Source organism: Flagellimonas alvinocaridis, assembly GCF_965248585.1.
Taxonomy (GTDB): Bacteria; Bacteroidota; Bacteroidia; order Flavobacteriales; family Flavobacteriaceae; genus Flagellimonas; species Flagellimonas alvinocaridis.
The window spans coordinates 2,455,842-2,470,206 of sequence record NZ_OZ252111.1 but is presented as its reverse complement, the minus strand read 5'-3'; the positions used below and the strand labels follow the sequence as shown (position 1 = coordinate 2,470,206).

9 protein-coding genes are annotated in these 14,365 nt (G+C 42.3%); 2 read left to right on the top strand and 7 right to left on the bottom strand.

Going from position 1 to position 14,365, the window contains the following annotated elements; all coding sequences use genetic code 11:
• From ACP14V_RS10955 to thrA, 5 genes are all read right to left on the bottom strand, one after another.
• Complete coding sequence (locus ACP14V_RS10955; RefSeq protein WP_272610572.1) at positions 1–822, bottom strand: sugar nucleotide-binding protein; 822 nt, start codon at positions 820–822, stop codon at positions 1–3.
• Positions 823–825: 3 nt separating this feature from the next.
• The gene (gene gcvT / locus ACP14V_RS10950) at positions 826–1,917 is read right to left on the bottom strand and encodes a glycine cleavage system aminomethyltransferase GcvT (RefSeq protein ID WP_272610571.1); all 1,092 of its coding nucleotides are present in this window, start codon (positions 1,915–1,917) and stop codon (positions 826–828) included.
• A gap of 102 nt (positions 1,918–2,019) precedes the next feature.
• Positions 2,020–3,315: a threonine synthase gene (thrC, locus tag ACP14V_RS10945; protein WP_272610570.1), complete on the bottom strand. Its 1,296-nt coding sequence runs from the start codon at positions 3,313–3,315 to the stop codon at positions 2,020–2,022.
• Between the two features lie 3 nt (positions 3,316–3,318).
• Positions 3,319–4,242, bottom strand: a complete 924-nt coding sequence (locus ACP14V_RS10940) for a homoserine kinase (protein WP_272610569.1) — start codon at positions 4,240–4,242, stop codon at positions 3,319–3,321.
• A 2-nt stretch (positions 4,243–4,244) separates the two neighbouring features.
• The gene (thrA, locus tag ACP14V_RS10935; RefSeq protein ID WP_272610568.1) at positions 4,245–6,689 is read right to left on the bottom strand and encodes a bifunctional aspartate kinase/homoserine dehydrogenase I; all 2,445 of its coding nucleotides are present in this window, start codon (positions 6,687–6,689) and stop codon (positions 4,245–4,247) included.
• Between the two features lie 259 nt (positions 6,690–6,948).
• Here thrA and ACP14V_RS10930 point away from each other — a divergent pair, with 259 nt between their 5' ends.
• Complete coding sequence (locus tag ACP14V_RS10930; protein WP_272610567.1) at positions 6,949–8,484, top strand: NAD(P)H-hydrate dehydratase; 1,536 nt, start codon at positions 6,949–6,951, stop codon at positions 8,482–8,484.
• A gap of 17 nt (positions 8,485–8,501) precedes the next feature.
• On the opposite strand, the gene ACP14V_RS10925 is transcribed toward ACP14V_RS10930, so the two are convergent.
• Both ACP14V_RS10925 and ACP14V_RS10920 read right to left on the bottom strand, forming a co-directional pair.
• A complete protein-coding gene (locus tag ACP14V_RS10925; RefSeq protein WP_136566759.1) occupies positions 8,502–8,906 on the bottom strand; it encodes an STAS/SEC14 domain-containing protein in 405 nt (134 codons plus the stop codon).
• Between the two features lie 156 nt (positions 8,907–9,062).
• Positions 9,063–11,618, bottom strand: coding sequence for an ATP-dependent Clp protease ATP-binding subunit (locus ACP14V_RS10920; RefSeq protein WP_272610566.1), 2,556 nt, complete (start codon positions 11,616–11,618; stop codon positions 9,063–9,065).
• Between the two features lie 258 nt (positions 11,619–11,876).
• Between ACP14V_RS10920 and gyrA the strand changes: the two genes are divergently transcribed.
• Entirely contained in the window at positions 11,877–14,363 is a 2,487-nt protein-coding gene (gene gyrA / locus ACP14V_RS10915; protein ID WP_272610565.1) for a DNA gyrase subunit A, read from the top strand.
• Positions 14,364–14,365: the final 2 nt, after the last annotated feature.

The following is a 14,365-nucleotide window of genomic DNA, read 5'->3' as shown; positions in this document are numbered from 1 at the left end:
TTAATCCACAGGAATGTGGTGGTCAATAATTTCTTGACTTGTGATCATTAGGTTTTTGGGTAACATATGGTCTTTGGGAAGTGCTGCAAGATAACGATCCTCATTAGTGGTGTAAACCCGCTTTATCAACGGGTGATAGTTGCCCATGCGCTTTATAATATCCTTGATGAAATCTTCATGATGAATAAGATCGGTACTGCCCAAATGAAAGATCCCGGTTTTGTTCCTGTTGATCAGGTAATGGATTTGTTGGGTCAAACGGTCATCGTTGGTTACATTGATGATAAGATTGGGAAACACTTCAATGGCCTCGTTATTCTCCAAGCTCGTTTTTATTTCCCTGACCCGGGGGGAAGTATTGCCAAAGACCATGGGAATCCTCAAAATTGCGGTTTTTTCCTTCGGAAGTCGCATCATCATATTCTCAATTTTGATCTTGAGACGACCATAGACACTTTCAGATAGAGTCTTGTCATACTCATAGGAAGGAAACTTGCTGTAAGCGTCAAAAACATTGGCTGATGAGATAAAATACAGTTTGGTCTTGTACTTCATCAAGTACTCCATCAAATGTTGATGCGCTTGGATTTGGGCGCCAAAACTTCCCCTTAAAGCTGAAATGATGACATCGGGTCGTACATTTTCAAGTACCTGAAAAATGTCGTCCTCCTGCAAATCATATCTCAAAAATTGCTTGTTCGAAGCAAAAGAAGTGTTGGAACAATAGGTGCCATAGGTATCAAAATAGGAGCAGAGCTCTTTGTATATGGCATTGCCCACAAAACCGCTTGCTCCCAGTATCAATATCTTTTTTTTGTCCAAACGCTACGATGAAGGTTTATAAAATGGCAGTTTCACTACGGTTGCCGGCACTTTGTTAATTCGGATTTGAATAGAAATGGACTGGTCTATCTTGGCGTGCTCTACAGGAACATAGCCCAAACCAATTCCTTTTGAAAGTGATGGCGACATGGTTCCCGAGGTCACTTTTCCTATTTGATTGCCTTCAGTATCCAAAATGGGATAACCCGTTCTGGGAATCCCTCTTTCCTCCATCTGAAAAGCGATGAGTTTCCGTTTGGGGCCTACCTCTTTTTCTTTGGACAAGGCATCACTATTTACAAAATCTTTGGTGAACTTGGTGATCCAGCCCAATCCAGCTTCCAAAGGCGAAGTAGTGTCATCAATATCGTTTCCGTAAAGGCAATAACCCATTTCCAATCTAAGGGTGTCGCGGGCCGCCAAACCAATGGGTTTGATACCATAATCGGCACCAGCTTTAAATACGTTGTCCCATACTTGTTTGACTTCGGAATTCTTACAGTAAATTTCAAACCCACCAGAACCAGTATATCCTGTTGCCGAAATGATGACGTGTTCCACCCCTGCAAAATCACCCACCACAAAATTGTAAAATTTAATGGCAGAGAGGTCTACGGAGGATAGCGATTGCATAGCCTCCACTGCCTTTGGGCCTTGAATGGCCAAAAGCGAATAATCATCAGATAAATTTCGCATATCGGCACCTATGGACGCATTATATTTTGAGATATGGTCCCAATCTTTCTGGATGTTGGAAGCATTGACCACCAAAAGATAAGTTTCCTCTTTTATTTGATAGATGATAAGATCATCCACTATACCTCCTGTTTCGTTGGGCATGCAGCTATATTGGGCTTTACCAATGCTTAACTTGGATGCATCGTTGGAAGATACTTTTTGAATGAGTTCCAAAGCTTTGGGGCCTTCAACTAAAAACTCACCCATGTGGGAAACATCAAATACGCCGACACTCTTTCTGACGGTTTCATGTTCAATGTTCACCCCCTCATAGGAAACGGGCATATTATATCCTGCAAAGGGAACCATTTTTGCGCCTAAGGCAACATGGGTATCGTACAATGCTGTAGTTTTCATTTCAATTAATTTATGGGATAAATTTATTGATTTCAGGCTAGACCAACTTCGATCTTGATCATTGTTTTGAACAAACCTTTGTTAATTGAAAACCAAAACCTTCTAATCCTCCAGTAGATAAGATTTTAGCTCTTCATAATTGGTAATCTTGTTTGATTTTTTTGTTTTACCCAATACCTTTTGAATTTGCGCCGGAATTTCAGGAGTGATTCCCAAGGTCTCTTCAACAACGTCCAAAAACTTTACAGGATGTGCTGTTTCCAAGAAAATACCATAGGTATTTGGGTGATTTTTTTGATATTCCTTCAACCCAAGGTATCCAACAGCACCATGTGGATCCATTACATATCCTGTTTGGGAATGTATCTTTTCCATGGCTGTTCTGGTCTCTTTATCGGTAAAGGAAAAGGAGGAAAGACTTCCTTGAAGTGAGGATAAATCGTCTTGGTACAAATGTCTGATACGGACAAAATTGCTGGGATCGCCCACATCCATGGCATTGGAAATAGTAGCTATGGAAGGCATAGGCTCATAAACTCCTTTCTGCATGAAATTGGGCACCACTTTGTTCACATTGGTAGCGGCAACAAAGTGCTTTACGGGCATACCCAATTTTTGGGCGACCATTCCGGCACAGATATTTCCAAAGTTTCCGGAAGGTACCGAAAAAACGATTTCCTTTCCCTTGGATTTGGCTTGCTTGTAGGCAAACAAAAAGTAGAACAGCTGAGGCAGCCAACGGGCTACATTGATGCTGTTCGCCGATGTCAACTTTTTATGGTCCGTAATCTCCGAATCCAAAAAAGCAGCTTTCACCATACGTTGGCAATCGTCAAACGTGCCATTGACCTCCATGGCCACAATATTCTGCCCCAAGGTGGTCAATTGCTTTTCTTGAATGTCGCTCACTTTGCCGCTGGGGTACAAAATCACCACATTTACACCATCAACCCCCAAAAAGCCATTGGCCACAGCACCACCGGTATCTCCGGAAGTGGCCACCAACACGGTAACTTCTGTGGTTTCGCCTTGGGAAAAATACCCCAAGCAGTTGGCCATAAACCGGGCACCTACATCCTTAAAAGCCATGGTTGGACCGTGGAACAGCTCAAGCGTAGCTACATTTTCTTCGATATCCACCACAGGAAAATCAAAATCCAAGGTATTGGCAATGATTTCTTTCAAAACCGCATCCGGAATATCATCACTTACAAACTGCTGAATGGCCTTAAAGGCAATCTCATGGTTTGAAAGCGACTCGATGTTGTCAAAAAAATCGGGGGATAACGGTGTTATCCGTTCTGGAAAATATAAACCCTTGTCTGGAGCAATACCCGCTATCACGGCTTCCTTAAAAGTGGCTTGTATGTTTAAATCGTTTAAACTGTAAAACTTCATGTTCTATGCTAATTTTTTAACGCCTTGGACGTTCACTTTCGATATATGGATGTCAAAAGGAACCCCAATGGTCTTATAGGTCGCTTCCATGGATTTAGCGACATTTTGAGCTATTTTTTCTCCCTTGCTCAACGCAAAGATGGATGGGCCGGAACCGGAAATTCCACCACCCAATGCCCCAGCGGCCATGGCGTTGGTTTTGATGTCGTCAAAGGCTGGAATCAATATGGAGCGAATAGGCTCTACAATATGATCCTGAAGGGAGCGTCCGATCAAATCATAATCGCTTTGGAAGAGGCCAGCAATAAGTCCGCCTAGGTTTCCCCATTGCTTTATGCCTTTTTCAAGGGAAAGGGTTGTTTTTAAGATTTTCCTGGAATCCGATGTCTTTATTTCTATTTGTGGATGGATCACCGTGGCGAAAAGTTCGTCTGGAGTGGGAATGGCAACAATATCCAAAGGCTCATAGCTGCGAACCAAGGTGAAGCCACCATAAATAGCGGGCGCCACATTATCAGCATGGGCTACATCACTGGCCAATTTTTCGCCTTGCATGGCAAATTGTACCAGTTCGAGTTTGGAAAAGGGCTTTCCCAACAATTCGTTCATGGCCCAAACCGCCCCTGCGGAACTGGCAGCACTGCTGCCAATACCGCTACCGGGCTTTATGCGCTTGTCTATTTCAATCTCAAAACCACCATTGTAACCACTCTTTTCCAAGAGGGCAAGACCTGCTACACCAGAAACATTTTTATTGGTTTCCAAGGGCAAATCTTGTCCTTTGATTTTGGTGATCCTGATGCCCTTTTCTTCAGTTTTACGAACCACCATTTTATCTCCCACGGAATCCAAGGCTAGACCGAGGACGTCAAATCCGCACGAAACATTGGCAATAGTGGCCGGGCAAAAAACTTTGATTTCTTCCATGATCAATAGTTTCCAATTCTAATGATATCCGCAAAGATACCTGAAGCAGTAACATCTGCTCCCGCTCCGGCTCCCTTTATGATCAAGGGTTGGTTGGGGTATCGCTCCGTGAAGAACAATACAATGTTGTCGCTCCCCTCCAAATTATAAAAATCGTGTCCTTTTGGTATCTTTTGAAGTCCAACTTTGGCCTTGCCCTCCTCAAATTGGGCTATATATTTGAGTTTGCTGTTTGCACCTGTGGCCTCCTTATACATTTTTTGAAAGTCAGCTTCATATTTCTTCAAGGATTCAAAAAAGGCTTCATTGGAGTTGGTCTCCAAACTTTCTTTGGGTAAAAAGGCTTCGTTTTCAATGTCCTCAATATTTAATTCATGTCCACTTTCCCTGGCCAGAATCAAAATCTTTCGCATAACATCTATACCGCTTAGATCTATGGTGGGGTCTGGCTCGGTGTACCCCTGTTCCTGGGCCTCTTTTACCACATCGTGGAAAGTAACAGCGTCATTGAAGGTGTTGAACACAAAATTAAGACTGCCCGAAAGTACCGCTTGGATTTTCTTCACTTTATCGCCCGATGCAATTAAATGTTTTAGGGTGTCGATGATGGGAAGTCCGGCCCCAACATTGGTTTCAAACAGAAAGGGAGCGTTGTACTTTTTGGCCAGTTGTTTTAATTCCTTGTAATAAGCATAATCCGAAGAACACGCAATTTTATTGCAGGTAACCACGGAAATACTATTCCGTAAATAATCTGGGTAACTTTTTGATACTTCTTCGCTGGCCGTATTGTCCACAAAAACACTATTGCGGAAATTCAGCAATTTTACGCGGTCAAAAAATGCCTGCTTGTCCGCTTTTTCGCCTTGGGACAAGAGGGTATCCCAGTCATTCAGGGCAATTCCGTTCTCATTAAAGACCATGTTTCTGGAGTTGCTGATGCCAATGACCCTAACATTGAGTTTAAGTTCATCTTTCAAATATTTTTTCTGTTGACGTATCTGTTCCAGAAATTTAGAACCTACATTACCTACTCCCATTACAAACAGGTTGAGCTGTTTGATGTTTTCCTCAAAAAAGGTCTCATGAAGTGAGTTTAGTGCCTTTTTAACATCTTCTTTTCGGATTACCGCAGAAATGTTTCGTTCTGATGCTCCTTGTGCAATGGCCCTGATATTTACGTTGTTCTTACCAAGGGTGCTGAACATTTTCCCGCTCAGTCCTTGATGACTTTTCATATTGTCGCCCACCAGAGCTACAATTGTAAGGTCTTTTTCTACGATAACGGGCTTTATTTTTTTGGTGGCCATTTCATATTCAAAAGCTTCATTGACCGCTTTTTCCGCTTTTTGGGCATCGTTATCCGATATTCCTACACAAATGGAGTGTTCCGAAGAGGCTTGGGTAATGAGCACCACGCTAATATTCTTGAGCGATAGGGTTTCAAAAAAGCGTTTGGATATTCCGGGAATGCCGATCATACCGGGGCCTTCCAAGGAAAGCAAGCAGATATCGTCAACATGGCTGATACCACGAACGGTTTTACCATTACCATTGTTGTTTTTTGCAATCAATGTCCCTGGGTTTTCAGGGTCAAATGTGTTCTTTATGGCAATGGGAATTTCCTTGCCCAAAACTGGTTGAATAGTAGGGGGATACAACACTTTTGCGCCAAAATGGGAAAGTTCCATGGCTTCCTCATAGCTTATGTTTGAAACGCATTTTGCCTGTTTTACCAATTTTGGGTTGGCCGTGTACATACCACTTACATCGGTCCAAATCTCCAAGATATCTACATCTTGGGCCGCGGCGATGATAGCGGCGGTATAGTCGGAACCACCTCTCCCCAAAGTGGTGGAATCTCCGGAATCACTTGAAGCTACAAAACCTGGCAATAAAACAACATCATGTTGATTGGACTTAAAAAAAGTATTGCAGTGGGTATTGGTTTTTTTAAAGTCTACATTGGCCTTTCCATAATTATCATCGGTAATGATAAGTTCCCTGCTGTCTTTAAAAATGGCGTCCAAACCTTCGGACTTAAAAAATTCGCTGATGATGTAGGCCGAAAGCAGTTCGCCATAGCTTACAATCTTATCCGAAAGTTTTGGGGTGAGTTCCCCAATCAGGAAGGAACCCTCCAATAAGGTTTCCAAGACGTTCAAATCACTTTTTACCTTGCTCAGAACAGCACTTTGGTTTTGTACGGGAATAAGTTCTTTGATAGCACCAATGTGCCTGTTTTCTATTTCCTGTAGTGTTTTTTTGTAATCTTGGCTTTGTTCCGATGCCAACTTTGAGGTATTGAGCAATAAATCTGTTACTCCTCCAAATGCGGATACTACAACGGCAGATTTTTGATTTCCAAGGTTTTGTACTATGACTTTTACCTTGCGTATATTTTCTGGATTGGCTACTGAAGTGCCACCAAATTTTAAGACTTTCATGATGAAATATGAATATGAAATATTGAAAAAATGAATTGTATAAACGGACGGATGATATATAGCAGACTTACCCCAAAGGGGTGGTGGTAATCACGGTGAAGATAGATGAAGTAGTTTTCATCAATAAAAGATTACTATCCGTTTGTTTAACTTGCATTGGTAATTAATGAGGTGATAAAAGTAGTACTTTTGGAAACTTCGTCAAATGATTCTGGTCGTTTTTGCGAAATCCGTACAAATAATCAAATTTTTGTGTTGAATGAAAATTTTTTCCGCCCAACAAATATATCAAGCTGATAAATTCACAATAGAGAAACAACAGATTACCAGTGATGTTCTTATGGAGCAGGCGGCAACCAAACTTTTTGAATGGATACACTCCCGTTTGCGTGGGACGAGTATCAATATTCAATTGTTCTGTGGAATCGGAAATAATGGTGGCGATGGAATAGCGCTGGCCAGACACCTTCAGGAGCATGATTATTCCATAAAGGTGCATGTGGTAAATTATAGTGAAAAGCGGTCCAAAGATTTTCTCTTGAACTTGGAACGGTTGAAGGACAGAAAGATTTGGCCAGACTTTATCAATGAGGAGAGTGGATTTCCCGAAATTTCACCCAACGACATTGTTGTGGACGCTATTTTTGGCATTGGTCTCAATCGCTCCCCAGACGATTGGGTAGGCCAATTGATTGCACATATTAATGCATCCCAAGCTTTTGTGTTGTCTGTTGATATTCCTTCGGGATTACCCACAAATAGAGCGCCTTGGAACCCGGATTGTGTGATAGCGGCGAGTTACGTGCTTAGTTTTCAAGTGCCCAAATTGACTTTTTTTCTACCGGGCACTGGGGTATATGTAAACCAGTGGGAAATTTTGGATATTGGATTGGATCCCGAATTCTTGAATGGCGAAGAAGTAGCATATGAATTAATTGGAAAACCCGAACTATTGCCTTTATACAAACCACGGCTAAAGTTTTCGCATAAAGGCACCTACGGGCATGCTTTGATGGTAGGGGGAAGCCACGGTAAAATAGGGGCAGTACAATTGGCAAGTAATGCCTGTTTAACCTCAGGGGCCGGTTTGGTGACTGTATTTGTGCCCCAATGCGGGTATCATTCCCTACAAACGGCTTTGCCAGAAGTGATGGTGTTAACTGATAAAGAACACGATTTCATTACAGAAGTCAATATACCATTTGTTCCCGAAACGGTAGGGGTCGGAGTGGGCATTGGAACGAATGAAAAAACTATAACGGCGTTCAAGAATCTAGTGAAGTACTTTAAGGAGCCAATGGTGGTGGACGCCGATGGGCTCAACATTCTGGCATTGCAGCCGAAATTGTTAAAAGATGTGCCGGCATTATCTATTTTAACCCCACATCCCAAAGAACTGGAGCGATTAATTGGTGCATGGAAGGACGATTTCGAGAAATTGGAAAAGGCAAAGGCTTTTTCAACCAAGCACGATATTGTTCTGGTAATCAAAGGTGCGCACACGATAACAGTTTACAAAGACAAGGGATATGTGAACACTACTGGCAATCCGGGAATGGCCACGGCAGGAAGTGGAGATGTGCTTGCAGGAGTGCTCACAGGTTTGTTGGCACAAGGATACGAGCCTTTGCATGCGGCTGTTTTTGGCGTATATCTACATGGACTGGCAGGAGACATTTCTGCATCCCAAAAAGGTTATGAGGCTTTGAAAGCTTCTGATATTGTTGGAAATCTAGGTGAGGCCTATAAACAGTTGTTGAGCCCTCCAGAAACGGAAAATGCAGAAAGGGAATAAAGAATAGGCGTTTTAATTTATTTTTTGGGCTTGATGCGTTTTTTTACCCATGCCAAGGCGTTTTCAAACTCAATAAAGAATTCCATAGGTTTTTTGTAGAATAACTTCTCAATCTTAAAGTTGTGCATGTCTATCTCCTTTTTGGAAACAATGGCAAATGCTTTTAGATTTTCCAACCCTCGCAAGTAGTTGTAGATGGTAGGGTCTACCGCATAGGAATTTTTACGCAGGCTGATGTATCCAAAATCCCTGTCCCTAAAATGTATTTCCGATATTCCGATAATTTGATAGGCCCTTTCCAGTGTGACCGTAGCGCCTTCATCAAAGTTAGCGACCATATAATTGTCAAAGACCTGTATAGATCCAATGTCCAATTGATACTCTCGTACCACGATGGTCTTCTTCGTAGAAGTAAATTTCATTCCCCAAAAAGTTATAGTGTCTCATGGCGAAAATAGATTGAAAGGCAACGGAGGGGAAAAATATTAGATTAAAGGCGCAAATATCGTTTGTATGGTAAAGTCGGGGTATAAAAAAAGCTGACATCTGTCAGCTTTTTTAGGCTTGTACCTTTCATTTTATTTTTCGGTTTCCGGTGACTTTTCCGTTTTCTTTATTTTGATGGTAAGTTCTTCTTTCTTTTCATCTAAATCCATAAAGATACTGTCACCTTCCTCCAGTTTGGAATTTACAATTTCTTCGGCAAGAGTATCCTCAATATACTTTTGAATTGCTCTTTTCAAAGGTCTTGCGCCATACTGTTTATCAAAACCTTTATCTGCTATATAGTCCTTGGCCTTGTCAGAAAGGCTAAGATCATAACCGATGTCCTTGATTCTTTTGTACAGCTTGTCCAATTCTATATCAATGATTTTGTGGATGTCCTCTTTTTCCAATGGATTAAAGACAATTACATCATCTATACGGTTAAGGAATTCAGGTGCAAAAGCTTTTTTCAGGGCATTTTCTATAACGCTTTTCTGATGGCTGTCCTCTTGCGCTTTCTTGGCGGCGGTACCAAACCCCACACCTTGTCCAAAATCCTTCAATTGGCGTGCACCAATGTTGGAGGTCATGATGATGATGGTATTCCTAAAATCGATTTTTCTGCCAAGGCTGTCTGTCAAGAATCCATCATCCAATACTTGCAAAAGCATGTTGAATACATCTGGATGGGCTTTTTCAACCTCATCCAAAAGGATAACAGAGTAGGGTTTACGTCTGACCTTTTCGGTCAATTGTCCACCTTCTTCATAACCTACATATCCGGGAGGCGCTCCTACCAATCGGGAAATGGCGAATTTTTCCATGTATTCGCTCATATCTATCCGGATAAGGGCATCTTCGGAATCAAAGAGTTCTTTGGCCAAAATTTTGGCCAATTGGGTTTTTCCAACTCCTGTTTGGCCCAAGAAAATAAATGAACCTATAGGTTTGTTGGGGTCTTTCAGACCGGCACGGTTACGTTGGATAGCCTTGGCCACTTTGGCCACGGCCTCATCTTGTCCAATGACAAAACCTTTGATGAGGTCTGGCAGTTTGGCCAATTTGTTGCTTTCGGTCTGTGCTATTCGGTTTACCGGAATACCACTCATCATGGAAACCACATCGGCCACATTGTCCTCACTGACAGTTTCTCTGTGTAATTTGCTTTCTTCTTCCCAACGTTCTTGTGCTGAGGCCAATTCTTTTTCGAGACGTTTCTCGTCATCCCGAAGTTTTGCGGCCTCTTCGTATTTTTGTTTTTTAACGACACTGTTCTTCAACTCACGAACGTCTTCCAGTTGACTTTCCAATTCCAAAATCTGTTTAGGAACGTCCATGTTAACAATGTGTACTCGGGAACCAGCTTCATCCAAGGCATCAATGGCCTTATCTGGCAAGAAACGGTCTGTCATATATCTATTAGTCAACTTTACACATGCCAAAATGGCCTCATCGGTGTAGTTAACGTTGTGGTGATCCTCGTACTTGCCCTTGATGTTCATAAGGATTTCAATGGTCTCCTCAACACTTGTGGGCTCTACCATTACCTTCTGGAAACGACGCTCCAAGGCACCATCCTTTTCAATATACTGTCTGTACTCATCCAAGGTAGTGGCACCGATACATTGGATTTCTCCTCGTGCCAAAGCTGGCTTAAACATGTTGGAGGCGTCCAAACTTCCTGTGGCGCCACCGGCACCTACAATGGTGTGGATTTCATCAATGAAGAGAATAATGTCATCATTCTTTTCCAATTCGTTCATCACCGCCTTCATGCGTTCTTCAAACTGTCCGCGATATTTTGTTCCCGCAACCAAAGAGGCCAAGTCCAGGGTAACCACTCTTTTATTGTAAAGAATTCTGGAAACCTTTTTGTTGATGATGCGCAGGGCCAGACCTTCGGCAATGGCGCTCTTACCAACACCGGGTTCACCAATGAGTAAGGGATTGTTTTTCTTTCTCCTACTTAATATTTGTGAAACACGTTCTATTTCTTTTTCGCGACCTACCACAGGATCCAACTTGTTCTCTTCGGCCAAACGGGTAAGGTCTCGCCCAAAGTTATCAAGAACGGGAGTTTTGGATTTTTTGGTTCCCTTTTGCGCAGAGCTTGAACCAAAAGTACTTTCCTTGGAATCCCCAACATCATCGGGATCACTTGGGAAGGATTCCGACTGTGGGGAATCTATGTAGTCATCATCGCTGGTGATCATGGACTTAAATTGTTCTTTCACGTTATCATAGTCCACCTTTAATTTGTGGAGGAGCTTCGTAGTTGGATCATTTTCATTTCTAAGAATGCACAACAGTAGGTGTGCGGTATTAATGGATGAGCTCTGGAAAAGTTTAGCTTCCAAAAATGTGGTTTTCAATGCACGTTCTGCCTGTCTGGTCAGGTGCAGATTTTTCTTGTCCTTTTGCATTGTCCCGGTGTTTGGATTTGCGGGACTCAGAATTTCCACTTTCCTGCGAAGATGATCTAGGTCCACATCAAGAGCATCCAAAATACTAATGGCCTTGCCGTTCCCATCTCGCAAAAGACCAAGCATAAGGTGTTCCGTACCAATAAAATCATGGCCCAATCGCAGGGCCTCTTCTTTACTGTATGCTATTACGTCCTTTACTCTGGGGGAAAAATTATCGTCCATACCTTTCTTTTTCGCAATTAAAATTAATAAAAGTATCGTTACCGTGGTCAAATACCGTACCCATTATCGATAAACTATAGGTAATTGTCGAAATAATGGCCATTTTTTAACAGTTTAACAAAGGTTTATCACTACAGCGGAACACAGATTGAACTGTTGATAATTTTTTTAATAAAGTAAGCCCCTATTGTTTATAAAGGGCCTATTTTCCGTATATTGCCATGATATTTTAACCACAAAAAACTATAAGATTTTAGCATGGCGGAAGGAGAAAAGTTAATTCCTATCAATATAGAGGATGAGATGAAATCTGCCTACATTGATTATTCAATGTCGGTCATTGTGTCACGTGCCCTGCCAGATGTTCGTGATGGACTCAAACCAGTTCACAGAAGAGTGCTTTTTGGAATGCACGAATTGGGGGTCAGATCTACCAGTTCACATAAAAAATCGGCCCGTATTGTAGGAGAGGTATTGGGTAAGTATCACCCCCATGGTGATACTTCGGTTTACGATACCATGGTGCGTATGGCCCAAGAATGGAGTCTTAGGTATATGTTGATCGATGGTCAAGGTAACTTTGGTTCCGTTGATGGAGATAGTCCGGCGGCCATGCGATATACCGAGGCCAGAATGCGAAAGATCGCTGACGAAATGTTGGCGGATATAGATAAGGACACGGTAGATCACCAACTCAATTTTGATGATTCGCTGCAAGAACCAACCGTATTGCCAACCCGGGTTCCAAACCTATTGGTAAACGGAGCTTCAGGTATTGCGGTAGGTATGGCTACCAATATGCCTCCACATAACCTTTCCGAAGTGGTGGATGGGACCGTGGCTTACATTGATAACAGCGATATTGAAATCGATGAACTTATAACACACATTAAAGCCCCGGATTTTCCAACAGGAGGAATCATTTATGGGTATGATGGTGTCAAAGAAGCATTCCATACAGGAAGAGGTCGTGTAGTAATGCGGGCCAAGGCCCACTTTGAGGAAGTTCAGGGAAGGGAATGCATTATTGTCACCGAAATCCCTTACCAGGTAAACAAGGCAGATATGATCAAGAAGACTGCCGACTTGGTTAACGATAAGAAAATAGAGGGTATAGCATCCATTAGGGATGAGTCCGATAGAAAAGGGATGCGTATCGTTTATATCCTTAAGCGAGATGCCATTCCCAATATTGTATTGAATATGCTGTACAAGTATACAGCACTTCAATCTTCCTTTAGTGTCAACAACATTGCCTTGGTAAAAGGAAGACCACAGTTGTTGAACCTTAAGGAAATCATCCATCATTTTGTGGAGCACAGACATGAAGTGGTGGTACGCCGGACTACCTATGAGCTGAAAAAGGCCGAAGACCGTGCCCATATCTTGGAAGGTCTTATCATAGCTTCCGATAATATTGATGAGGTAATTGCCATTATCCGTGGCTCTGCCAATGTGGATGAGGCCCGAAACAGTTTAATGGAGCGTTTCAAGCTCAGCGAAGTGCAAGCCAAGGCCATTGTAGAGATGCGCTTACGTCAACTTACTGGTTTGGAGCAGGACAAACTGCGAGATGAGCATGCCGAGCTGTTGAAGACCATTGAGGATTTGAAGGATATTCTTGCCAAGAAAGAACGTAGAATGCAGATCATCAAAGATGAACTGCTTGAGGTTAAGGAAAAATATGGCGATGAGAGAAGATCGGAAATCAATTTTGCGGGAGGTGACCTAAGTATAGAGGATATGATTCCCGATGAGCAAGTGGTCATTACCATTTCTCATGCTGGTTATATCAAAAGAACACCGCTAACCGAATACAAGACCCAAAATAGGGGAGGTGTTGGACAAAAGGCTTCATCCACTAGGAATGAAGACTTCTTGGAACACTTGTTTGTAGGTACCAACCACCAATATATGCTGTTCTTTACCCAAAACGGAAAATGTTTCTGGATGCGTGTCTATGAAATCCCTGAAGGAAGCAGAACCTCTAAGGGAAGGGCTATACAGAACCTTATCAACATTGAAACTGAGGATAAGGTAAAGGCCTTTATCTGTACCCAAGATCTTAAGGATGAGGATTATGTGAACAGCCACTATGTAATTATGGCTACCAAGAAAGGTGTGGTCAAGAAAACATCTTTGGAGCAATATTCAAGACCGCGTCAAAATGGAATCAATGCTATTACCGTTCGTGATGGAGATGAGCTGTTGGAAGCCAAACTCACTACAGGAACGAGTCAGATATTCCTAGGTTTAAGGTCTGGAAAAGCTATCCGATTTGAGGAAGGAAAGACCCGCCCCATGGGTAGAAATGCATCTGGGGTACGTGGTATTACCCTTGCTGATGACAATGATGAGGTAATTGGAATGGTATCAGTACACAATTTTGAAGATGACATTTTGGTCGTTTCTGAAAATGGCTATGGAAAACGATCTTCCATAGAAGACTATAGGGTAACCAATAGAGGAGGAAAAGGGGTCAAGACCATTTCCATCACAGAGAAGACCGGTGGTCTTGTGGCCATTAAGAATGTTACGGATACAGATGACCTTATGATCATTAACAAATCGGGAATTGCCATCAGAATGAGTGTTGAAGATCTAAGAGTTATGGGAAGGGCCACACAAGGTGTCCGACTTATAAATCTCAAGGATTCCGATTCCATAGCGGCAGTGGCCAAAGTGATGAAAGAAGATGATCCTTTGGATGATACCGATATCATGGATATTGAGGTCAAGGGGTAAGA

Bases quoted from the DNA above. Each gene is read 5' to 3' on its own strand.
- ACP14V_RS10920 (WP_272610566.1), bottom strand. From the start codon at position 11,618: ATGGACGATAATTTTTCCCCCAGAGTAAAGGACGTAATAGCATACAGT.
- thrC (WP_272610570.1), bottom strand. From the start codon at position 3,315: ATGAAGTTTTACAGTTTAAACGATTTAAACATACAAGCCACTTTTAAG.
- thrA (WP_272610568.1), bottom strand. From the start codon at position 6,689: ATGAAAGTCTTAAAATTTGGTGGCACTTCAGTAGCCAATCCAGAAAAT.
- ACP14V_RS10940 (WP_272610569.1), bottom strand. From the start codon at position 4,242: ATGGAAGAAATCAAAGTTTTTTGCCCGGCCACTATTGCCAATGTTTCG.
- gcvT (WP_272610571.1), bottom strand. From the start codon at position 1,917: ATGAAAACTACAGCATTGTACGATACCCATGTTGCCTTAGGCGCAAAA.
- ACP14V_RS10930 (WP_272610567.1), top strand. From the start codon at position 6,949: ATGAAAATTTTTTCCGCCCAACAAATATATCAAGCTGATAAATTCACA.
- gyrA (WP_272610565.1), top strand. From the start codon at position 11,877: ATGGCGGAAGGAGAAAAGTTAATTCCTATCAATATAGAGGATGAGATG.
- ACP14V_RS10925 (WP_136566759.1), bottom strand. From the start codon at position 8,906: ATGAAATTTACTTCTACGAAGAAGACCATCGTGGTACGAGAGTATCAA.